Source organism: Geomonas edaphica (assembly GCF_004917075.1).
Lineage (GTDB): Bacteria > Desulfobacterota > Desulfuromonadia > Geobacterales > Geobacteraceae > Geomonas > Geomonas edaphica.
Map to the genome: position 1 here is coordinate 97,430 of NZ_SSYB01000003.1, position 22,453 is coordinate 119,882.

General features: G+C 62.0%; 20 protein-coding genes. 13 read left to right on the plus strand and 7 right to left on the minus strand.

The features are described 5' to 3' along the window. The first annotated feature begins 111 nt into the window (after positions 1-111). Positions 112-672: a hypothetical protein gene (locus tag E8K79_RS09520; RefSeq protein WP_198419804.1), complete on the plus strand. Its 561-nt coding sequence runs from the start codon at positions 112-114 to the stop codon at positions 670-672. A 90-nt stretch (positions 673-762) separates the two neighbouring features. Here E8K79_RS09520 and E8K79_RS09525 read toward each other — a convergent pair whose 3' ends face one another. Further along, a complete protein-coding gene (locus E8K79_RS09525) occupies positions 763-1,680 on the minus strand; it encodes a PLP-dependent cysteine synthase family protein (RefSeq protein WP_135870721.1) in 918 nt (305 codons plus the stop codon). Between the two features lie 434 nt (positions 1,681-2,114). Here E8K79_RS09525 and E8K79_RS09530 point away from each other — a divergent pair, with 434 nt between their 5' ends. Genes E8K79_RS09530 through E8K79_RS09540 form a run of 3 tightly spaced genes read left to right on the plus strand, consistent with a single transcriptional unit; the run spans position 2,115 to position 6,916 of the window. Beyond that, complete coding sequence (locus tag E8K79_RS09530; RefSeq protein ID WP_136514548.1) at positions 2,115-4,196, plus strand: sensor histidine kinase; 2,082 nt, start codon at positions 2,115-2,117, stop codon at positions 4,194-4,196. 12 nt (positions 4,197-4,208) lie between these two features. After that, positions 4,209-4,652, plus strand: a complete 444-nt coding sequence (locus E8K79_RS09535; protein ID WP_136514549.1) for a response regulator — start codon at positions 4,209-4,211, stop codon at positions 4,650-4,652. Continuing rightward, a complete protein-coding gene (locus tag E8K79_RS09540) occupies positions 4,649-6,916 on the plus strand; it encodes a hybrid sensor histidine kinase/response regulator (RefSeq protein ID WP_136514550.1) in 2,268 nt (755 codons plus the stop codon). The genes E8K79_RS09535 and E8K79_RS09540 overlap by 4 nt, the downstream gene beginning before the upstream one ends. A gap of 9 nt (positions 6,917-6,925) precedes the next feature. Here E8K79_RS09540 and E8K79_RS09545 read toward each other — a convergent pair whose 3' ends face one another. Continuing rightward, the gene (locus tag E8K79_RS09545; protein ID WP_136514551.1) at positions 6,926-8,602 is read right to left on the minus strand and encodes a sigma 54-interacting transcriptional regulator; all 1,677 of its coding nucleotides are present in this window, start codon (positions 8,600-8,602) and stop codon (positions 6,926-6,928) included. Positions 8,603-8,914: 312 nt separating this feature from the next. Here E8K79_RS09545 and E8K79_RS09550 point away from each other — a divergent pair, with 312 nt between their 5' ends. Then, complete coding sequence (locus E8K79_RS09550) at positions 8,915-10,066, plus strand: peptidoglycan DD-metalloendopeptidase family protein (RefSeq protein WP_162604641.1); 1,152 nt, start codon at positions 8,915-8,917, stop codon at positions 10,064-10,066. On the opposite strand, the gene E8K79_RS09555 is transcribed toward E8K79_RS09550, so the two are convergent. After that, positions 10,031-10,723 (minus strand): MarC family protein, encoded by a 693-nt coding sequence (locus tag E8K79_RS09555; RefSeq protein WP_136514553.1) that lies wholly within the window; start codon positions 10,721-10,723, stop codon positions 10,031-10,033. The two genes, E8K79_RS09550 and E8K79_RS09555, sit on opposite strands and share 36 nt — an antisense overlap. A gap of 54 nt (positions 10,724-10,777) precedes the next feature. Continuing rightward, a complete protein-coding gene (locus E8K79_RS09560; RefSeq protein ID WP_136514554.1) occupies positions 10,778-11,242 on the minus strand; it encodes a DoxX family protein in 465 nt (154 codons plus the stop codon). Between the two features lie 236 nt (positions 11,243-11,478). Between E8K79_RS09560 and E8K79_RS09565 the strand changes: the two genes are divergently transcribed. The 8 genes from E8K79_RS09565 (at position 11,479) to E8K79_RS09600 (ending at position 17,845) form a co-directional block, all read left to right on the plus strand. Continuing rightward, positions 11,479-11,889, plus strand: coding sequence for a YbjN domain-containing protein (locus E8K79_RS09565; protein WP_162604642.1), 411 nt, complete (start codon positions 11,479-11,481; stop codon positions 11,887-11,889). Between the two features lie 41 nt (positions 11,890-11,930). Next, positions 11,931-13,040 (plus strand): dipeptide epimerase, encoded by a 1,110-nt coding sequence (locus E8K79_RS09570; RefSeq protein WP_136514555.1) that lies wholly within the window; start codon positions 11,931-11,933, stop codon positions 13,038-13,040. Then, positions 13,037-14,206, plus strand: coding sequence for a DUF819 family protein (locus E8K79_RS09575; RefSeq protein WP_135870705.1), 1,170 nt, complete (start codon positions 13,037-13,039; stop codon positions 14,204-14,206). Before E8K79_RS09570 ends, E8K79_RS09575 begins: the two co-directional genes overlap by 4 nt. Beyond that, positions 14,203-14,532 (plus strand): hypothetical protein, encoded by a 330-nt coding sequence (locus E8K79_RS09580; RefSeq protein ID WP_136514556.1) that lies wholly within the window; start codon positions 14,203-14,205, stop codon positions 14,530-14,532. Before E8K79_RS09575 ends, E8K79_RS09580 begins: the two co-directional genes overlap by 4 nt. 20 nt (positions 14,533-14,552) lie before the next feature. Further along, positions 14,553-15,215, plus strand: coding sequence for a carboxypeptidase-like regulatory domain-containing protein (locus E8K79_RS09585; protein WP_136514557.1), 663 nt, complete (start codon positions 14,553-14,555; stop codon positions 15,213-15,215). Between the two features lie 122 nt (positions 15,216-15,337). Next, positions 15,338-15,736, plus strand: a complete 399-nt coding sequence (locus E8K79_RS09590; protein ID WP_136514558.1) for a hypothetical protein — start codon at positions 15,338-15,340, stop codon at positions 15,734-15,736. 245 nt (positions 15,737-15,981) lie between these two features. Beyond that, positions 15,982-16,464, plus strand: coding sequence for a nucleoside 2-deoxyribosyltransferase (locus E8K79_RS09595; protein ID WP_136514559.1), 483 nt, complete (start codon positions 15,982-15,984; stop codon positions 16,462-16,464). 139 nt (positions 16,465-16,603) lie between these two features. Then, complete coding sequence (locus tag E8K79_RS09600) at positions 16,604-17,845, plus strand: MFS transporter (RefSeq protein ID WP_136514560.1); 1,242 nt, start codon at positions 16,604-16,606, stop codon at positions 17,843-17,845. Positions 17,846-17,914: 69 nt separating this feature from the next. Here E8K79_RS09600 and E8K79_RS09605 read toward each other — a convergent pair whose 3' ends face one another. From E8K79_RS09605 to E8K79_RS09615, 3 genes are all read right to left on the minus strand, one after another. Continuing rightward, positions 17,915-20,239 (minus strand): hypothetical protein, encoded by a 2,325-nt coding sequence (locus E8K79_RS09605; RefSeq protein ID WP_136514561.1) that lies wholly within the window; start codon positions 20,237-20,239, stop codon positions 17,915-17,917. 39 nt (positions 20,240-20,278) lie between these two features. After that, positions 20,279-20,464: a hypothetical protein gene (locus tag E8K79_RS09610; protein WP_136514562.1), complete on the minus strand. Its 186-nt coding sequence runs from the start codon at positions 20,462-20,464 to the stop codon at positions 20,279-20,281. Between the two features lie 1,463 nt (positions 20,465-21,927). After that, complete coding sequence (locus E8K79_RS09615) at positions 21,928-22,386, minus strand: helix-turn-helix domain-containing protein (RefSeq protein WP_136514563.1); 459 nt, start codon at positions 22,384-22,386, stop codon at positions 21,928-21,930. Positions 22,387-22,453 lie beyond the last annotated feature (67 nt).

Here is a 22,453-nt window from a genome sequence, read left to right on the forward strand (position 1 = left end):
CTGGCTTTTAGCGCCAGACGAAAGAAGGCTTCTCGGGTGCGGCACCATTCTTGCTATTCATATAACAGATTGGGACTATCGTTTATCTAAATACACACAGGAGGAGCATTCGTGAAAAACGATCTTCTGGGGGAGCTCCCCGAGGAAAAGGTGAACCTGATTGAGAAGTACCGCCTGGAACCGTGCCTGATCAGCGGGAAGGTATACTGGGCCCGCAATTTCGGCAACCGGCCGCCCAACGCCTATGTCACCCACCGCGGCATGAGGAAGTGTCCCACTCTCGACTTGGTCTTCAGCTTCTACGGACTATGCGTGGCAAAGATGACGTACTTCCGCAACAACATCACCGATTACCTGCCGTGCAAACAGCACCTTGTCACCGGCGACATGACCGAATGCGCCCTGTGGGACATGGAATTCCTGGTGCAGCGCGCCACCGGCATCCGCATCGACCTGCGCAACCTGGCGGCGATCAAAGAGATCGAGACCTTCCGGTCGATGTGCGTGTGGTTGGAGCGAAGGTTGAAGGAACGTCGAGAGCAGCAGGAGCGTTATGAACGGGTCCAGGAAAGGGAGGTGGCACCGGTAACTGCCGCACCGGCGTTGAGGATGGCCATCGTACCGATCAGACGGCGCCCCCTGCAACGGAGGGACCGGGAGTTCAGCCTGTGAGTACGCACTGAACACAGGTCTGTGCACGAAAAAAAGCCCCGCCGGCAGTGACTGCCGCGGGGCTTTGTCGTTTCGGAGGGCGCGGTGCAGCTAGGGGGGGCACTGGGCACACATCGATTTGAAGAGGTTAGTGCTGAGGTAACGGTCGCCCCGGTCGGGGAGGATCACCACGATGGTCCCGGATGAGAGTTCCCCGGCGAGCCGCAGCGCACCGAAGACAGCGGCACCGCCGGACATGCCGCAGAAGATGCCGTGGTGCGCGGCAAGGCGTCTCGAGGTCTCGAAGGCGTCATCGTCCTCGACCACGATCTTTCTGTGGTAGGCGCTTGCGTCGTAGATGGGGGGGACGATGGCCTCCTCCATGTTCTTGAGCCCCTGGATCTTGTGCCCGAGCACAGGCTCGACGCCGACCACCTGGACATGAGGCGCGGTCTCCCCGAAGAAACGGGAGAGCCCCATGAGGGTGCCGCCGGTTCCCATCCCCGCCACCATGTGGGTGATGGCCCCGCCGGTCTGGCGCCAGATCTCAGGTCCGGTGGTCTCGTAGTGCGCGAGGACGTTGTTCGGATTGGCGTACTGGTTCGGCATGTAGTAGCGGTCCGGATGATCCTCGTAGATCTTGTGGGCGAGCCGGATGGCGCCGTCGGTCGCCTCGCAGCCCGGCGAGAGAACGATCTCGGCGCCGTACGCCTCGAGCACGCTGCGCCGCTCCACGCTGACGCAGGCGGGCATCACCAGTTTGATGCGGTAGCCGCGCGCCGCGGCGATCATCGCCAGCGCGATGCCGGTGTTGCCGGAGGTGGGCTCCAGGATCACCTTGTCGGTGGTGAGCTCCCCACTCTTCTCGGCGGCGAGGATCATGTGACGTGCCGGACGGTCCTTAACGGACCCTCCGGGGTTGTTCCCTTCAAGCTTCACCATGATCTTCACGGCGGGATTGTCGACCAGAGAGTCGATCTCGACCAGCGGTGTCGAGCCGATGGAATCTATCAAGCTTTGCCCTTTCAACGTGCCCCTCGCTTTCTATCGGTCTAAAAAGACCTGCTTTCTCAGCCGAGGTGAGAGCATACCACGCCCCATATATAATAAACAACCGATAACTGCGCCGGCACGCACGACCAGTCCGAGACTTGCACTAATACGTAAGGTATGGAAACGACCGGCACTGTCATGGAGCACCGGGAACCGGGGGCGCATGCAGTCGAAAAGCTAATTTAATGTGCCGAAACACACATGAACCACCATTCAACTGAACCAACTAGCATATACGACGACACAGAGCGATCTCTCTACACACTCAACGCCACAAGAGTTGGTCATTTAAAGCCACAAAGTCCGTGACTATGCGAAATTATTGATTCCAAAAATACTAGTAAAAACCCGCAATGGTGGTATAAGTGTGAGGCACGCAAATTTGTGTCAGTTAATGGTAAAGATTGAACATGCATATACTACCCCGAAAGACAAAAGCCACTGCCAAAAAAGGAATCCATCTCGCCTCGTTCCTTGGACGGCTCATCTGGCTCAGCGTTCTACCGCTCATCGTGCTGTCGCTTTGGCTCGCCGTGGACGCCCTGCGCTCCCGGCAGGCACAGGATCGACGTCAAGCGGGGATCATCGCGGGCAACTTCGCCACCGATCTAGACCAGTACCTCGCTGCGAGGACCGGGGCTCTGCAGATGCTGGCGAATTCCCCACTGATCGACGACGAGGCGCGCTGGGGAGAGCTTTACCGGGAGGCACAGTCCTTCAACGGTTTTTTCGGCAGTCACGTCATTTTGGCCGGTGTGGGGCAGCCGATGCGGATGCTTTTCAACACGAGGCGCCCTTTCGGCAGAGAACTCCCCCCGCTCCCGGTGCCAAAGGGGCGGGCCGCAGCCCCCCTCGCCGCTGCCACTGGAAAGACGGTGGTGGGGGATCTCTTCACCGGGCCGGTTAGCAAGACACCGCTTTGTTCCATCGCGGTGCCGGTGGTGCGGGAGGGGAAGGCGCGCTTCGTGCTGCTCACGATTCTCGAGTCGAGCCAGCTGCAGCAACGCATCGACCAGCGCCTCCTCCCTGCGGGGTGGGCCATCTCACTGCTGGACAGCCAGGGGCATGTCATCGCCCAGCGCAACTCGCCGCGCCACCAGGAAGTGCGTGCCGTAGACCGGGTGGAGGTGCCGAGCACCGTTGCGCCATGGAAGGTATTGGTCGAGATACCTGCCGCCACCTACCAGCCACCCCTGGTAAAACTCGCCATCATGCTTGCACTGGGGCTCGTGGCGAGCACGCTGGTGGGGGTGCTGTGCGGGAGCCTGGCCGCGCGGAGGGTCGGCAGGGGGGTACGTAGCCTGGTGCATTGGGAACCGGAAGCGACCTGCGGAATCGTGGAAATCGAGGAGGCGCACGAGCTTTTGGAGCATGCCACTGCGGCGCGGCGGGAGAGCGAGGAGCGCCAGGAGCTCTTCATACGCCACGCCCCGGCTGCCCTTGCCATGTTCGACGCTCAGATGCGTTACCTGCACGTGAGCCAGCGCTGGCTCCGAGACTACGGTCTCGACAGCGATGTGGTGGGAAGGTCTCATTACGAGATCTTTCCCGAGATACCGGAGCACTGGCGGGAGCTACACCGCCGCGGGTTGAACGGAGAGGTGCTTCGTTCCAAGGGCGACCGCTTCGTTCGCGCCGACGGCGCCGCGCACTGGATAAAATGGGAGATCCGTCCCTGGCGTAAGGCCAACGGCGATATCGGCGGCATCGTGATCTTCTCGGAGGACATCACCGGCTTAAAACAAGCACAGGAGGAAATCCAGGCGCTAAACGAGGATCTGGAGATACGCGTCGAACAGCGCACCGCCGAGCTCAAAGCGGCGAACCAGGAACTCGATGCCTTCGCCTATGCGGTCTCCCACGATCTGCGCGCACCACTGCGCGCCATGATCGGCTTCAGCCAGGCACTTCGGGAGGATTGCGCCGCACAGCTCTCGGATGAGGGGCTCGATTACCTGCTGGAGATCAGCACAGCGGGATACCGGATGGGCGAACTGGTGGACGGGCTGCTCGTGCTCTCGCGCAGCCTGCGCGGCACCCTCGAGCGTCGGCCGATCGACGTGAGCGCGGTGGCGGAGCGACTCGTCAGGGAGCTAGAACGAGCGGAACCGGAACGTCAGGTGCAGTGGCAGGTGGAGGCGGGGCTCGAGGTGAGCGGCGACGAGCGCATGATCGAGGTGGTGCTCACCAACCTTCTTTCCAACGCATGGAAATACTCCGCCGGGGCGGAGCCTGCGCGCATAACGGTCCGCTCCGAGAAGCGCGACGACAGGAGTTTCATCTGCGTGGAGGACAACGGAGCCGGTTTCGACATGCGCCACGCCTCACGCCTTTTCAAACCGTTCCAGCGGCTGCACCGGCAGGACGAGTTCCCCGGCCTCGGCATAGGGCTCGCGACGGTGCAGCGCATCATCAACCGCCACGGCGGCGCCATGGAGGCGGAGGGGGAACCGGGTAACGGGGCCTCGTTCCGCTTCTGGCTCCCCAACTGATAGGAGGCATGCATGGAGGATCACAAGACCATCCTGCTGGTGGAGGACAACCCGCAGGACGAGAAGCTCATCCTGCGCACCCTGCGCAAGATCAACCTGGCCAACGAGGTATTCGTGGTGCGTGACGGCCAGCAGGCCCTGGACTACCTGTTACGGGAAGGCGACTTTTCCCAGCGTCAGGGGGGCAACCCCACGGTGGTGATGCTGGACGTGAACCTCCCCCGGGTGAGCGGCATCGAGGTGCTGGAACGCCTGCGGCAGGACGAAAGGACGCATCTGCTCCCCATCGTCATGCTCACCTCCTCCGACGAGGAACAGGACCGGATGAGGAGCTACGCGGGGGGGGCGAACAGCTTCGTGCGCAAGCCGCTCGACTTCGCCCAGTTCGCCGAGACCGTGGCCCAGTTGGGGGTCTACTGGCTGGCCGTGAACCAGGCGCCCGGGAGAACCGAATGAGCCCTCAGCTTCGCATCCTCGTCATCGAGGACAACGCCGCCGACTTCAAGCTGATCAAGCGCAATCTGGAGGGACAGGGCTTCGACGCCTCCTTCACCTGGATCGCCGAACGTGACCGGCTGGAAGAGTGCCTCGGCGAGCCCTGGGACCTCGTGCTAGCTGACTACAACGTCCCGCACATGGAGTTCGAGGAGACCCTCGAGGCGGTCAGGAGCCTCTCGCCGGAACTGCCGGTCATCCTGGTCTCCGGCAGCCTAGGAGAGGAGCAGGCCGTAGAGCTTTTGAAGCGGGGCATGTCCGACTTCGTGCACAAGGACAACCTCGCCCGCCTGGCCCCCTCCATCGCCCGGGCGCTCAAGGAGGCGTCCGAGCACCGGGGGCGGCTGCAAGCAGAGGCGTCCCTGCTTAAAAGCGAAAGCAAGTACCGCAGCATGTTCGACCACGCCCCGGTCGGGGTCGGCATCGCTGAACTGGAGAGCGGGCGCATGGTGGAGGTGAACGCGGCCTGGCTGGAGATCCTCGGTTTCGAGCATGACGAGGTGGTGGGGAGAACGGGGGCGGAGCTCGGCATCTACCTGAACGCCGTGCAGCGTCCGGCCATCATCACGCACCTGAAGGATAAGGGACGCATCGTGAACCAGCCCATGCGCCTGAGGAGAAAGTCGGGCGAGGCGCTCGACCTGCTCGCCTCCGCGGAGGTTCTCGAGATAGGATCGACGTCCTACCTGCAGTTCATGCTGACCGACGTCACCGAAGAGATGAAGGTCAAGCGCGCCCTGGCGGCCTCCGAAGAGACGCTGCGCAAGCTCTACGTGGCGGTGAACCAAAGTCCCACGGCCATCGTCATCACCGACCGTTTCGGCACCGTGGAATTCGTCAACCCCCGTTTCTCTGAGATGACCGGGTACGGCGCTGACGAGATGGTGGGCAAGAACCCGCAACTGCTCTGGGAGAAACTCTGTCAGGGGGAGGTGTGGCGCGGCGATTTCTGCAACACGAGGAAGGACGGCACGGTGTACTGGGAGCACGACATCATCTCCCCGATCCGGAACCAGGAAGGGGAGATCACCCACTACATGGCCATCAAGGAGGACATCTCCGAAAAGCGGACCATGGAGGAGCAGCTGCGCCAGTCCCAGAAGATGGAGGCGGTCGGGCAACTGGCCGGCGGGGTGGCACACGACTTCAACAACATCATGCAGGTGATCATGGGAAACGCCTACCTGCAGACGGTGGAGAACCAGTCCCGCGGCGTGGCCACGCAGCATCTGGACGAGATCGTGAAGGCGGTCGAGCACGGCTCTTCACTCACGAAGAGCCTCCTTGTCTTCAGCCGAAAAACCCCGCTGGAGCTGACCAACTTTGACCTGAACGAACTGCTCGGGCAAAGCCGGAAGCTCGCCTCGAAGCTCGTCACCGAGGACATCGCCATTGAGCTCGAGCTGTGTCGCGAGCCGCTGCACATCCTGGCCGACGCGGGGCTCGTGCAGCAGATCGTCTTCAACCTGGTGACGAACGCCCGCGATGCCATTTCCGGACCGGGCAGGATCACCATCACGACGCAGTTGGTCGAGGCTCAGGGTATGCCGCTTCCCTGCGGCTGCACCGCGACAAGCGGCAGCTACGCGCTGCTGTCGGTACGCGACACCGGCCACGGCATCGCGGAGGAGATCAGGGGGCGCATCTTCGAACCGTTCTTCACGACGAAGGAGTTGGGGAAAGGAACGGGCCTCGGTCTTTCCATGATTTACGGCACGGTCCAGCGCATGAACGGCTTCATCGCCGTCACCGCGCCGCCGCAGGGAGGGACCGAATTTTTCATCTGTATTCCGCTCGCACAGGCGCCGGAGGCGGCGCTCCACTCCACCTCAGGGAGCTTCATGATCGGCAGCGGCGAACTGATCCTCGTGGTCGAGGACGAGGAGGCGGTCCGCGATGCCCTCATCCGCACCCTGGCGTCCTCGGGCTACCGTCCCGTCGCGGCGGGCAGCGGCGAGGAGGCATTGACCTTGGCACAGCGCAGTGCCGGGATCGCTCTCGCCCTCATCGACGTCATCCTCCCCGGCATCAACGGCATCGAGTGCGCCCAGGGGCTGAACGCCCTCTACCCGTCCCTGCCGGTGATCTATCTCACCGGCTACGACAACGACGTGCTCGCGGGCAGGGGGATCTCTGCCAACGTGCTGCAGAAGCCGATCCAGAGTTCCCGGCTGGTGCAGCGCATCAGCGAGATCTTGAAGGTACAGGCGGCGAGAAGGATTTGACGACGAGGGTCAGGTAGGGGCGTCCGGGATGCCAAGTTCACGCATCTTCCGGTACAGGGTCTTGCGATCGATGTTGAGGGCGCGGGCGACGCGCGACTTGTTGCCGGCGTGATGCGCAAGGGCCTCGATGATGCGTTCCTTCATGGAGCGCCCCTCTCCGGCTGCGGCATGAAAAAGCGCCGGAAGATGCTCAGGCAGGATCACCCTCGTCGGGCACATGATGAAGGCATGCTCCAGAGCGTGCTCCAGCTCGCGCACGTTGCCGGGCCAGGGGTAGCGGGCAAGAAGGCGCAGCGCCTCCTCGGAGACGCCGCCTATGGCGCGCGCGAGTTTCGCGTTCAGCTTCCCCACGAAGTGCTCCACCAGAAGCGGCAGATCCTCCGGGCGCTCCCGTAACGGCGCCACGACAAGCTCCACCACCTTCAGGCGGTAGTAGAGGTCCTGGCGGAACCTCCCCTCCTCGACGTCCCGCGCCAGGTCGCGGTTCGTCGCGGCGATGATACGGACGTCGACCTTGACCGGCGCCGCCCCCCCCACCTTGACGAGTTCCCGCTCCTGCAACACCCGCAAAAGCTTCACCTGCATCTGCGGCGATATCTCGCCGATCTCGTCCAGGAAAAGTGTCCCGCCGTCGGCCTTCTCGAAAAGCCCGGCCTTGTCGCGCAAGGCGCCGGTGAAGGCACCCCGCACGTGCCCGAAAAGCTCGCTCTCCAAAAGCGTCTCGGTGAGGGCGGCGCAGTTCACCTTGATGAAAGGGAGCCCCTGGCGCCCGCCGTTTTCGTGCAGCGCCGCGGCGATCAGCTCCTTGCCGGTACCGTTCTCGCCGCGGATCAGCACCGTGGAGGGGACTCCGGCCAGTCGATCGATCATGGAGTAGAGCATCTGCATCGGTGCGCTCTTCCCGATCAGACCGGAAAAAGAGGTGCGCGGCTGCTGCCTTTTTTCCAGCCGGTAGAGGGGGGTCTCGTCCCGAACCACGATCACCGCGCCGTCCACCCGGCGCCCGGTGAGCCGACGCGGGGTGACCGACACGCTCACGTAACGGTCGCAACCGGCGCCCCCGCACTTGAAGTAGCGTGTCTCCACCGGCTTTTTAGTGTGGATGGCGGTCTCCAGGGCGCCCCGGCACTTCCTGTCGCACTTAAGGGGGAGGTCGTAGAAGGTGGTCCCCGCAGCGGACGCGTCCAACCCGCAGATTGCTGCGGCGGAGCTGTTGAAGTTCAGGACCTTCAGGTCCCGGTCCACCGAGATGATGGCGTCCTGGACGCTGGTGAAGATGGCCTCGAGGTCGCTGCGGGAACGCTCGTTTTCCTGCGTCACCCTCCTGAATTCCAGGGCGCGTCGTGCCACGTGGACGATCTGCTCCCTGTGCACCGGCTTCGAGATGTAGTCGAAGGCCCCGAGTCTCAGCGCCTCCGAGGCGCTTTCCACCATGGGGGAGCCCGTGATCATGACCACCGGGCAGGGGTTCTCCCGGCTGCTGACAAAGCGCAGCACATCGAGCCCCGAGCCGTTTGGCATGACGATGTCGGTCAAGACCAGGTCGTATTCGAAGGCGTTCAAAAGGGAGAGGGCTTCGCTGGGGTCGCCCGCCTGGGTCACGAAACAGCCGAGCTCCTCAAGGAACCTGGCGAGCGTCGTACGGATACCGGGCTCGTCATCGACAAGCAACACCTGTGCAGTCACATTGCCTCCGCACCGCTCCAGCGGGCCCGCAGTAATCACAGCGGGGAGCCCGGCCTGGAACCTACGTCAGGGTCTTCCGCACGTGGTGCGGATGGAACACTCATCGGTAAGGGGAGGCTGCCACTTTAGCAGCCGGAGAAATCGTAGGGGCGGCACCGGTACATGCATCACGCCGCGAGCCCGTCCTTTGTTTTTAATTTACATCACATGAAAGGTTGCCTATATTCGCCCCTGCCGTCCCGTCGCAGGCGCACGAAGTGGAGACGGGAAGCTCCCGCTTTGCGGGAAGATCGTTTTGGAGAGTGTACTGCTGTGGCGAAATGTGGCGGATGGCTGGTGTTGTTGTGCGTGCTCTTCTTGCTTTCGGGGTGCCTCCGCGCCCCGGGTTCCCCCAAGGGGAGCTGGCCTTGGGAGTACGGCGGGGATCACGCAAAGGCGCAGACCGGGAACTACGGCTACATAAGCGGGGCCGTGGCAGGCTTCGGTGAGGCCCCTGGGAAGATGAAGGCGGCTAGTGATGAGACAGCCGGCGCTGCCTCTTCCGCTGCACCGACGGCGCCGGCGGACAAAGTCCACGCCGCCGCGCAAGAGCCTGCCCGGACCGGGACAAAGTCACCCGGCACCGCTCCGGAGTACGACTTCATCCTTAAGGACGTGGAGGTCACCCCTCCCGACTACGTTCCCGCCGGTTCGGTCGAAACCACCCACGACATCACCGCCGTCAACAACGGCCATGCGCCAGTCTCGCTCCTCTTCGAGGTCGACCGTGATGCATCCGAGAACCTGAAAGTGGAACAGGACATGCCGCTTTACCTCGTGATCCCCCCACAGACCCGGCAGGTGGTCTTCCATGGCAAAGCAAGCGATCGAAGGAAATCGTCCCACGCAAGGTACGCCTACGCCTGGGGGATCGGCGCTCAAACGGCGGAGCACCGTTGCCCGGAGGGTTACCGCCTTCCCTTCGGCGTGAAGGTCAAGGGTGAGGCCCGCCCGTTCGGCACGAATACCCCCTACGACCGGTACGCCGTCCGCTTCAGGATACCGGCCGGGACCGAGGTGTGCGCGGCCCGCAAAGGGACCATAGTCAGGATCAGGGAAAAGGGCGGCATCGACATCCTGCACGAGGATGCCACCATCGCAAGCTATCGGCATCTCGGGGAACTGGCTGACGGTGTCGCGGAGGGAAAGGCCGTTTCGGCACGGGAACCGCTCGGGGTAGTGCACCCGATGGGAAAGGAAAAACTCTCCTACCTGGAGTTCGTCGTCTGGCGCCCCCAGCCGAGCCTTAAGGAGGACCCGTCCTCTAGGGCGCCTAGGCCGGTGATGACCTCGGTATCCTTCCCACTGGAATTTTGCAACGATTCCGGGTACTGCTTCCCCCTTACCGGCGACCTGCGCCTTCCCGTCTCCGAACCGGCGCGGTCTCGGTCAAAGACGCGAAGGCTCGCTGGCGACCAGCGATGAGGTTTTTCCCGCGGCGGGATGCAGCCGCACCGCCGGCCAGAGATCGGTGATGCCGTTGATGACGTACTGGACCGCGATGAAGGCGAGGACGAGGCCGATGATCCTGACCGCGACCTTCATCCCGAGGACGCCAAGGACGCGGGCGAGCTCGTCGGCCCAGTGCAGCAGCAGGTAGGCGCAGAAAAAGACGACGAAGGCACCGGCGGCAAAAAGGAGGATGGATAAGAGATCGGGAGCCTGGCTTGCAAAAACGAGACAGGTGACGATGGCGCCGGGGCCCGCCAGGAGCGGGATGGCGAGCGGGGTCACCGAGACGTCCTCCTTCTTCTCGGCGAGCCGTTCCTCACTGCTGCTGGTCTGGGTCCCGGTGGGGTTACCGTAGAGGAGTTCGAGGGCGATCACGAAGAGCAGGAGCCCCCCGCTGATGAGGACCGCCGAGCGGCCGATGCCGAAGTAGTCGAGCAGGGCCGGCCCGGCGATGATGAAGAGGACGATGACGAAATAGCCGATGAGGCAGCCGCGCCTGGCGATCGCCCGGCGCTCCCCCCTGTTGTGGTGGGAGGTGATGGCGAGAAAGATCGGGACCGCGGCCAGCGGATCTACGATGACGAAAAGCTGAACGATGAAGACCGCCAGCTGATCCAGGCTGTGTTGCATCGCTTTTTCCTGTCTGCCCTCCCCTTAAGGCCAGGGAGGTGCGGGAGGGGATGATCATGCACCCCCGGAGGGGGTCACGCGCTGCGAGATGACGCGGTCGAGGGAGAACCTCCCGCCGCCGGCGATCACAAGGGCAAGGCAGATGCCGACGACCAGGATGTGGTACTCGAACCCCTCCCCGGCCTGTTTGCCCCCCCAGTTCATGAAGAAACCGTTGTGCAGATGAACGAGGGACGCCGCGACCGCGATCTCGCCCCCCATGACCAGAGCGGCAAGCCTCGTGAGCAGCCCGGCCACGAGCAGCAGCGGGCCCAAGAACTCGGCGAGGACGGCTAACAGCGCGAAAAGGTAGGGGATACCCATGGAGTGGGTGAACATCTCCATGGTCCCGGAAAACCCCGGTCCGCCGAACCAGCCGAACACCTTCTGGGCACCGTGCGGGAAGATCACCACGGCAAGAAAGATCCTCAAAACGGTGAGACTAGACGTCGGTTCTGTCGCCAGAAGCTTCCTCAACATATGGCCTCCTTCGGGCCGGGCGCTGTGGCTGGGGCGCCCGCCCCCTCCCCTCAAGCCGGTGCAAACCAGCCAATGATATCAACGTGCCACACCTGCGCAAGCGCCATTTACGGCAATTTCGACGCAGAACCGCCACCAGTGCGGTTTTCTCCGGCCGAAACTGTTGCTTTTTAATTTACAACACATAAATATTCACATATATTTCCATCGACAAAATGCGCTCTCAGGAGGAAACCATGGCACAAAACGCCTCGGCGTTCGAGGAAGCCCTGAAAAAACAGGGGATCGTCCTCGACAGGAACACCCACGAAGACAACACCGTGTTCGTCGTCCCCGAAAAAGTGGATGGGATCGGGGCGGTTTCCCTCATGGCGCTTTTCAATGACAGCGACCGCTATGTCACCCTTATCTGCTTTAAGTACCTCACCTTCCCGGAAGAGAAGAAACCGGCCGTGCTGGAGATGCTCAACACGCTGAACGCCGAGTACACCATGGTGAAGTTCGTCGAGACGGGCAACGCAGTATCGGTCCAGGTGGTGGTTCCCTTCCACGACAACTTCTCCAGCGAAGTAATCGTGGACATGATCGCCCTCGTCTTCCGGGCGATGCAGGAGGAACATCCCCGTCTCCTGAAGGTGCTGCAGTAGTGCAATGAAATGAGGTCCTAGCTCCCCCGGAGGAACTGTTGATGGAGAAAGTATCCTTTGTTATCGACGACGCGGTTGCTTCGATCATCCGGGCGCCGCTTGTCACGCCGTTTCGCATCGCAACAGGCCAGCACGACGAGCTGGAAAACGTCTTTTTGAGGCTGTGCGCCGGTGATGGGACCTGCGGCTACGGCGAGGCGGCGGTAGCTACGCACATAACCGGCGAGACGGTAGCCGACACCCTGGACAGCCTGCAAAGCGCGGCACACGCCCTGCGCGGCCGCAGGATCAGCGACCCCGTCGCGGTCTGCCGCGAGTTCGCCCCGGCCTTCGCAGGCAACCACGCCGGTCTTGCCGCGCTCGAGATGGCGGTTTTGGACCTGAGCGCCCGCCTGCAGGGGATCCCCTTCCACCGGCTCTTCACGCCGCTCGCCCAGAACGCGCCGGTCTTTTCCTTCGCTACGGACATAACCGTGGTGATCGGGACCGTCGAGCAGGCGCGGCAAACGGCGCTCGACTTCGCGCAGCGCGGTTTTAAGACCTTCAAGATCAAGGTCGGCGCCGACGAGAGTATCGATCTTCAAAGGGTGCTCGCGGTGCGGGAGGCGGCCCCCGGGTGCGAGATCGTCCTGGACGCCAACATGGGTTTCAACGCGACGCGCATGCTCGCCTTCCTGGAACGGCTCGACGCCGGAGGGGCCCGCCCGGCACTTCTGGAGCAGCCGGTCCCCAAAGAGGACTGGGAAGGGCTTTGCACGATAACGAAGGCGCTCGAGGGAAGCGACATCCTCGTCTGCGCCGATGAAAGCGTCGGTTCCGTCGCCGCGGCAAGACGCGCCATAGAGATGAACGCGGTGAGCGCCATCAACATAAAGTTCATGAAAAGCGGCATCCTGGACGGCGCCGAGATCGCCCGTCTCGCCGTGGAAAGCGGCAAGCGGCTCATGCTCGGGGCGATGATGGAGAGCTCGCTCGCCATCACCGCATCAGCCCATTTCGCGGCGGGGCTTGGCTGCATCGACTTCATCGACCTCGACACCACCTTCTTCCTGAGCGGCGAGATGGGTCACTCCCCCTACCTCGACGCAAGCGGCCGGTTCGACCTGGAGGCCGCCGGCCCGGGGATCGGCGTGGAGCCCGAGTTCCCATGATCGAGAACCCGGTCCTCATCGTCGCGGTCCTCGTCGCCATCGAGGCGGTGATCCTCACCCTGTCGCGGCACGAGCGGACGGCACGCTTCTTCGACCTCCTTCCGGCGGTGTTCTGGATCTACTTCATCCCGATGCTTTCGGCCACCTTTGGCCTCATCGCGACGAAGAGCCCGGTCTACGGCCTCATCACCACCTGGCTGTTGCCGGCAAGCCTCGTGCTGCTCCTTTTGCCGGTGGACATCGGCGCGATCCTGCGCCTGGGGCCGATCGCCCTTGCCATGTTCTTCATCGGCGCCGCCGGCATCATGGCGGGGGCCGTCCTCTCCTTCTCACTCTTTCGCCCCCTCATCGGTGCGCAGTTCTGGTCCGGCTTCGGCGCCCTTTCCGCCTCTTGGACCGGGGGGAGCGCCAACATGATCGCGGTGAAGGAGGCGCTTGCCGTCCCCGATGCCGTCTTCGCCCCGATGGTGATCGTGGACACCGTGGTCCCCTATCTCTGGATGGGCTTCATGATCGCCATCGTCGGGCTGCAGCCCGCCTTTGACCGCTGGAACCGCTCCGAGCGCGGCATCCTGGAACACCTGGGCGAGCAGGCGGCGCAGCATCTTGCCTCGAGCGGCGGGCGCCGCACCGTCGGAGGGGTCGTCCTCTCCCTCGCGGTGGCGCTTACCGGGGGATGGGGAGCGCACATGATCGCTGAACTGCTCCCTAAGGTTCAGGACGTGATCACCTCCTACACCTGGACCATCATCGTGGTCACCCTTTTCGGCATCGCGCTCTCCTTTTCGCCGCTTCGCAAACTGGAGCGCGCCGGCGCCTCACGCACCGGCTACGACCTCCTCTATTTCGTGCTGACCGCCATCGGCGCCAAGGCCTCGGTGGCCAGCGTCGGCTCGGCGCTCGTCCTCATCGCCGCCGGACTTTTGATCGTCGCGGTGCACGCCGTGTTCCTCGTGGTGGGGGCACGGTTACTGAAGGCCCCCATGTTCCTGGTCGCCGCCGCGAGCCAGGCAAACGTGGGAGGGGTCGCCTCCGCCCCCGTGGTCGCCGAGGTGTACCATCCCGGGCTCGCCTCGGTCGGATTGCTCCTCGCCATCCTCGGCAACATCGTCGGTACCTGGCTAGGCATTTTGTGCGCGCAGATGTGCAGGAGACTCGCACCATGAACCTGCGCCGACTGAAACTGGCACTTTGCACGGGGGAGATGGCCTGCGTCATCGCGTCCCTGGCCGCGGCAAGGGCGGCCGACATTGCCATGAACAAAAGCGGCGTCGGCGACCTGGACCGTTTCGCCTTCTGGAACAGTATCGTGGGGCTGAGCGTCATGCTGTTCTTCCTGCTTTGGGTTGCCGCGGTGCTGCTGGCCGTTTTCAGCAGACAGCGCGAATTTTACACGTCTAAAAGGGAGTACTGGATAAACCTCGTGCCGGACGTGATACTGCCGCCGCTGGTGATGCTTGCCGGTTGGGCGGCCGTCTTCATGCTGTTGTGAATGGAGGATTGACAGGCGGGATGATCAAGCTAGTGGCGGTGATATACGCGGCATGCGCGCTGCTCTTACTTGGGGCGGCGCCTTCCGAGGCCGTCTGGCCGATGTACCACGAGCCATCCTTCGACGGGAAGGTGATCGACATCGCGACCGGAAAGCCCATCGAGGGGGCCGTGGTGGTCGCCGTGTACAACAAACGTGCGCTGGGAGCGAGCAAGGGGCAGTCGTCATCGGTGATCAACGTGAAAGAGGTGCTCACCGACCGGGAGGGAAAGTTCCACATCCCCTCCTACACCACGGTTCTCGCCCTGCCGTTCACCCAGAGCGACCGGACCACCTTCCTGATCTACAAGCCGGGATACGCGAGCGTCACCCTTCCGCTCAAAAGCCTGTTCACCGGCCGGACGAAATCGGAAAAGGAGCTCTCTCCCTGGGACGACCCCGTTTTAAGCGGGAAGTACAAGATCAGGCTCTTCCCTTCCGGCGTCGTCGGGCTTCCCAAGCTTGAAACGAAGGACGAGCGGCTGAGAAACATGCCATCACTTCCCGACAAGTTGGATCACCTGGGGAGACAGAAAAAGCTCACTAGACTGATCAACGAGGAGAAACGCGAACTGGGGGAACCGGAGATCGATCCATACCAGATGCGCAGCATCCTGCTCAACGAGGTAAAAAAAGAGAAGTGATAAAGGCGGGGCCGCTTTCATAGCGCCATTTGTTCCTTCTGCAGAACTTACAAAGAGTTTCACTCGCTTGTCCCGTCACTATCAGGTAGAATGTTTTCGGCCTTATGACAGGAGGTGACGGCATGATTTCAGCGTTAGCGGCGTACAAGGCGATGATTCTGGGTTCCACCACCGATACCGGTTCAGCCAAGCCCTCCCCGAAGAAAGAGGGCGGCGCGAACGCCACCGCCGATGCCGATCTGGTCAACATCTCCACCTCTCAGGATGTCTTCACCGCGGTAGATAACTTCTTCAATCTCGGCGCATCGAACCGTTTCGACGCCTTCCACAAACTCTCCCCAAACGACAAGGAGCAGTTCGTCCAGATCGTCGCCGACCTCGCGAAGTCCGGCTACATGGGATACGAGGAACTCGTGGTGAACAAGAAGGTGGAACGTCACGACCTGGAAAACAAGATCGGCGATGACCGCATCCGAGGCGCCAGGGTCTACGACCGCGCGAAGGACACCCACCGAGGCTAGTCGATAGCGCCCCCCAACTCCAAAGTTGCGCTCCCACGAAGCACCGCCCAAGCCCAGCGTCCCCCCCTTGAAAGGGGGATATGGAGATTCCAGCGGACTCGTACTACAGCTGTCCACGAAGCTCTGCCCGAGCCCAGCGTTCCCCCCTTTGCGAAGGGGGGGCAGGGGGGATTTGCCTTTGGTTACGCGCCTAATGGGACAGGCACCTGCGGAGCCAGTCCCCTCCCCCACTTTCAGGAGATGTCATGTCAGACCAGAAAATAAAGGTTTACCTCGCCTCCCCGCTTGGCTTCAGCCGCGAGAACACCCCCTACCGCGAACGGATCAAGAATCGCCTCAAAGCGCTTAACTGCGAGATCTTCGACCCGTGGGAGCAAGAGGAGGTGGCGAAACGGATCGAGGCGGCGCTCTCCATCGAGGAAGGACCGCGCCGCGCGGCCGCCATCAAGGAGGCGGCCTCCTTCACCGGGGGTGTGAACGCGCAGGGGCTGAAGGGGGCCGACCTGGTGCTTGCGGTTCTCGACGGGACCGAACCGGACAGCGGAACCGTCGCCGAGGTGGGTTACGGCGCGGGGATCGGGAAGCGGTGCTTCGGCCTGCGCACCGACTTCAGGGACTGCGGCGATTTCCCGGGCGTGCCGCTTAACCTGCAGGTGATCTACTTCATCGAGGAAAGCGGCGGCCGGCTCTTCCGCAGCATCGAGGAGATCGAGCTGCACCCCTCCTAAGTCGGTACGTCCCCCTCTCCTCCGGGAGAGGGCCGGGGTGAGGGCGTTGCGATAACAGACACGTTGGCGTCAGTCGTAATCGGCTCCCGGCGGGTTTCATATTGACAGCGGCGGGCGTTGCGGCTAGTTTTGCCCGACCATGAATGACACCGGCAAAAATGGCGAAGAGCTCGCCGCACAGTACGCACCACCCCGACACCGGCACACCCTGCAGGTCCTCACCTGTTGCCTCATCGGCTTCATCTGCTTTCTCGGCGCCTACATGCGCATCCCGGTGCTGCCGCTTTTAGCCAGCGGCATCGGCGCCGGCACCACGGAAATCGGCCTCATCAACGCCGCCTTCATGCTCTCGGCCGGCATCCTCGCCGTTCCCGCTGGGCTCCTGTCGGACCGCATAGGCATCCGACCGGTGCTCCTCACCGGGCTCGCCCTCATGAGCTGCTCGTCCCTACTAATCCCCTTCTGCGGCACCCCCCTTCTGCTCGGCGCCATCTACCTCGTCTTCGGCATGGGGCTTTCCGCCTTCACCCCGACCATGATGTCGTCGGTAGCAAAGGTGGTCCCGCGCTCCCACGTCGGTCGCGCCTACAGCTGGTACACCACCGCTGTCTACCTTGCCATGACCATAGGTCCGGCCAGCGGCGGCTGGTTCGGCCGCATCATCGGCATTCGGGAGGTCTTCTTCGTGTCGGGGGGATTGATCCTGCTGGCACTGGCGGCGGTCCTCTTCTTCCGCCCGGGCCAAGGGGAGGAACACCACGCCCACGCCGACGAGCACCCGGAGCACCTCTCCGGCGTCTTCTCGAACCGCAGGCTCATGGCCGCCCTCGTCGGGACCCTCGGGGGGTGCTTCGGCTTCGGCATGTTCATTTCCTTTCTCCCGCTGCACGCCCGCGCCCAGGGGCTCAATGTTGGGGAGATCGGCATCGTCTTCGCCGCCCAGGCCCTCATGAACGTGCTCCTGCGCATCCCGTTCGGCCGTCTGAGCGACCGGGTCGACCGCGGCCTCATGTCCGGCACCGGCCTCATCGTCTGTGCCGTCGCCGTCATGCTCACCGGTCCCGCCCAAGGGATGGCCGCGCTCATCGCCTGCGCCTGCCTCCTCGGCGCTGGCATGGGGGTCTGCTTCACCGCGCTCAGCTCGCTCGTCGTGGTGGTCACCCCTCCCAAACAGCGCGGGCTGGGCCTGGGTCTCTACAACAGCTGCATCTACCTAGGCATGATGCTCAGTTCCGCGACCATGGGGATAGTGATCAAGAGAACCAGCTTCTCCTTCGGCTTCATGGTGACCGGCGCCGCGACTTTCGTGATGGCGCTCCTCTTCTTCTGCCTGTACCGCACCGTCGTCTCCGCTCCGGAAAAAACTGGGGCGGCCAGATAATCACCCGGACCGCCCCTTCTTGCCACACCGTTACGTGACGTACTCCCCTTCTCATTCCGCCGAGCCGCGCTATTTCCCTAGCACCACCTTACCCTGGGCAAGCCTGTCGGCTTCGGCCGCGCTGATCACCTTGGCGCAAAAGATGTCCGCCTCCTTGAAGGAGCCGGCGGCCTTGGCGGGGTAATCGTCTACCTGCGAGGGGTTGATGCTGAGATAGATCCACATCTCCTTTACGGTCGCGAGCTTGACCAGGTAGGTGTCCCACTCCTTCACCCGGACCACCGACTGGATCGTGGGAATCGCCTTGAAAACGGCCTCACCCTTGCCTGTCGAAGCCGATGGCTGCTGCGCGTTTGCCAGCGCCGTCACCAGGCCGACCGCTTCGAGCTCCGGGCTCTTTTCCCACGCAAGCCGTAGCGCCTGTTTCTTCCCTTTCCCCGCGCCACTCTCTTTGTCCTGCAACGGTACAGCCGATACGCCCACCACAGCAGGCTTGGCAGGCGGGGCCGCTTGGGGCTCCGCAGCCGGCTTACCCGTTTGCGGCACGCTCTCCGCGGTGGGCGCCGGCGTTCCACCGGTCGTCATCGTCCCTTTCTGCAAGGCTCCGCCGACGGGGAAGGGAAGCCCGTTTATCACCGGGCTCGCAGCCGACGGCGCCGCCCCGTTCACCTTCATCTTCGCCAGGATGTCCGCCTGGGTCGCCAGGGTGATGCCGCCGCTGATCATGCCGTACCCTCCGAGGAAGGGGTGGGGCTTCGATTGGAGCAGGGAGAGGCACTCGGTCCGACGCCCCAGTTTCTCCTTGTCCAGAAACGGGAGGGATACCGCGCCCTGAAGCCGCTCTACGTCCCGGCTCCACTGCTCGAAGTCGATGTCCCGCCGCACCGGAAGGTCAAGCAGAAAATCGAGCTGGTGCAGGCCGCTCACCTTGAGCATCAGGATGATGCAGCTCCATTTCTGGATCTGGTTCAGCCTGTGATATGCGGGCTCGTAGTCGGCGAAGGCATCGTAATGCCGGTCCCACCATCCGAGAAACTCCTTGCTCTGGTAGTTCGGGGCGGTCTCCTCCTTGCCCGGCGTCAGCATATTCGAGGAGGCGGCGTAGACCCTGGTCGCCGTCGGCTGGAACAGGGTCTTGTTCCCGTACACCTCAAAGGCGTCCTGCTTGAGGCCGAACCAGAGCCTCGTGTTGGCCGCCCGGCCGTACCCCTGCCAGTACAGTTTCGGAATGAGGATCTCGGTCATGGGGCGGAACCCCTTGATGGCTGCCTTTGGTGAGCTCCCCGCGTAGTCCATGGCCCACATCTTGGCGAGGAGATCGGTGTAGAAGAGCGTCATGCCGGCCTGCGTCCCCTGCAGGTTCCCGTCGTAGCGCGCCTTCTGGTAGGTGTGGTACTGCTGGATGCTGTAAATGGCCGAGAAGACGCGCATGTCCGCGTCGCTGCCTGATGCCGAAAGGGTGCGTAGGAGCGCCACGAGAGGGGCATCGCTCCTCGTCATCCTGACGCGCTGCGCGACGGTGCCGAGGTCCGAGGCGGAGGCGCCGACAAAGCCCGGGTTCCGCATGAGCGGCGAGGTTCGGACGAACTCCTCCAAATCGGAGGCGAACGCGCCGTAGTCCATGTCGAGGTCGAGGGAGAAGCCGATTTTGGCGGGGCTCCCCGGTGCGATGTATGCCTGGTAGAGCGCAGCGATCTCTTCCACCGTCACCGCACGGTGCGCGTCGTGCCCGTAGGAGCGCGCGCCTATGAGCAGGGCGCCGGGGCTCCACTGCACCATGACGACGTCGTCGGCGTTCTTGAGAAACTTCCTGAGCTCGGGAAGATTGGAAACGGAGGCGGTGCTGTAACCATACTCGGCGGTAAAGACGGCGGCGGTATCGAGGGTCTTCTCGAAGGAGATGTCAAGGCTTGTTGCCCCTTCGGGTAGCGCGTAGGTGAAGACGGAAATCTTCTCGGGGAGTGTATTGCTCTTCGCGTAACGCTTGTCGATGAGGGAGCCGATGAGCGGCTTGTCGCCGCGTTTCTCCCTGGGGATGAGTACCGCCCACTCCTTGTCGGAGACCGCGAACACCCTTCCCTTCGACACCTCCCCCGGAACGGTTTCGTTGAGCGACGGGTGGCGGATGGGGATCTCTTCCCCCGTCGATACGCCGAGCTCGTTTTTCAGACCGTAGGCTGCCCAGTCGCGCACCTGCTCGTCCTTTTCGTCCGTGCTCAGCGTGCCGAGGAAGGAAACAAGGCTCGAGATGTCGACAGAAACGTTTGCCGGGTGGGCGGCAACGGCCTGGGTGTTGAGGTCTGAGACCAGCAGGAAGGCGACTAGGGTCACGCAGGTGAGAAAGACTCTGAGGAACAACGGGCATCTGGTCGTGCGGGGCGGGAAACGGTGCATAGCATCTCCTGACAATAACAATTCATGTGCCGCCGATTTTTATCGCACTATATAGATATCCCCCTTCCATGTCAAAGCCACTTTTCCCGTGCGGCGGTCCATCAGGGCGGCGTGCACTGTCACCCGCGTCTTTTGCGGCTCCATGAGTTCCTCGCGCAGAATGAACTCAAGTTCGCTACCTCCGCACCATTCCATCCCCCAGGCGTGCACGTTTCCGATTTGCACGGAGGCGTTCCTGATTGACCTGTCCGCGTTTAAAACTGACACGGGCAGGGTTCAGGCTTGTACGCGCGCGTTTAAAATCCCCATGTCCGCGTTGTAAGTTAGTACGTCCATGTTGCAAGTTTCCATGAGCATGTTTCAAGTTAGTATGTCCACGTTGCAAGTTTTCACGGACGAGTTTTAAGTTAAACCTCCGCGCTGCAGGTTTCCACGACCGCATTTCAAGCTGGTACGTTCGCATTGCAAGTTTCCACGACCGCGTGGAGACTTGGTTTGTCCGCGTTGCAAACTACAACGGGCGCGTTTCAGGTTAGCACGCGGACGTTGCAATTTTGTACCGACCCGCGTGAGGCGGGGCCCGCCGCCTCACGCCCAACCGCCCTGTTTCCACTACCAACCCACGACGAGTTCACCGCCAGAGTATGGCCGCGCAGGTAGTAGTCCTCCCTGGAGAAGTATCCTCCGGCGTGCCCGGCGCTCATACTTGTGAGATGGACATCATGGCTTTTAACCTCTGCGACCGGGATGGGGCCGACTGGGTCGTGCCTTACCCCCCAGAACCTTTCAGAGGATGTTACAACAACCTAGTCTTCCAATATAAATAATGAAAATCCACATTGATTACAACTAACCGTGCATGTTAACCTGCTGCACGCCATTTGGTGCTCGATGCCGGAGGCACTCAGGACTGGAGGGGACCTGTTGTATTAGAGACGAAGTCGGCCTTCTCCAATATGGAAATTGCTTATATAGGTAATCGAGAGAAGTTACCTGTATAGGGAACAAGTTACTTATATAGGTAACCAGCACCCTATATAGGGAACGTTTCTAACCGGTCAACAACGAGTTGGAATCCTTAACGCACTTTAGAGACCAAAGATGGAATCAGTGATCTGCCTATTACTTATTGCCGGATGGAGTGCTAAGGTCTCTTACCACTGCTTCCGGTACAAAAATGCCTACTGGGTCTATCCCACTATCTCCGGCTTCAAGAGTAGAAAAGATCCAATTGACTCAAAAGGAGTGTATCGCCTCTTCGGCTTTTGGACGGGCCTCTGGGCGATATTCTTCTCCGTGATTACTTGTATTTACGTCAGGCAACTGTTCAGTATGAAGTGGTGATTAGCCTTGGTTTGATGATTTGTAAATCCTTTTCCAACAAAGTGGGTAGACCGGGCTGCGCGGTGGTCGGGGTTGGAACGGGCTTGAAAAAGGCGGGCGCTTCGCCGGTCACCTCACGGCGTTGGAAGAAAAAACAATTGAACAGATTGCTGTTGACGGAGTTGTGAGTGACAAAGTTAACTGCAATTTGTAAAGTATGCAGTGCTGAGAGTACTTATGAAGCTGGTACAGCATCTCCTGGTGGGTTAATACCTACGCTGTTGCTATTGAACTATTATTTGCATCGATTACAGCATTAAAGCTGCAAAATCTGGTGCTATGAGTGTCCATCGGGCCGCGCGCCCTTAACCTTTTCTCCGCTGCTCCTCTTCCCACCCGATGCAGGCAAGCTCGACGGTGCGGGGAATGGGGCGAGCGCCCGAGCCGTACGCGCTCACGGTACGCACCGTGACCCCGAGTTCGTGGCTGGCGGCGGCTAGGGAGAGACCGTTACGGATGCGCCAAACGGTAAAACGGTCCGCCGGCGTTTGGGAGTTCTGCTCGAGCATGTCGGCCAGAAGCGTGTCAGCGCCGATCTGTATGTCAAATTCGAGCCATTCCGCCTCCCAGCCGTATTCCCCCAGCACCGCGCCGGAGAAGGCGGCGGGATCTCGAAGAGGTGCAAGCCCGGGAGAATTGAAGATCGATTCCTTGAGGCTGACTGTACCGCCGGAGCCATCGGCGAAACTGACGGACAGAGAAAATTCCGCAACGGGAGTCACGGCGGTCAATCTCGGGCGAGTTACCCGTGTAGCGTGTGCCATTGTTCTAGCCATCTTGAAGTTGGAAAAGCGGTATTTTGCCGTCATAAAAATATAGAAATTTTTTCTA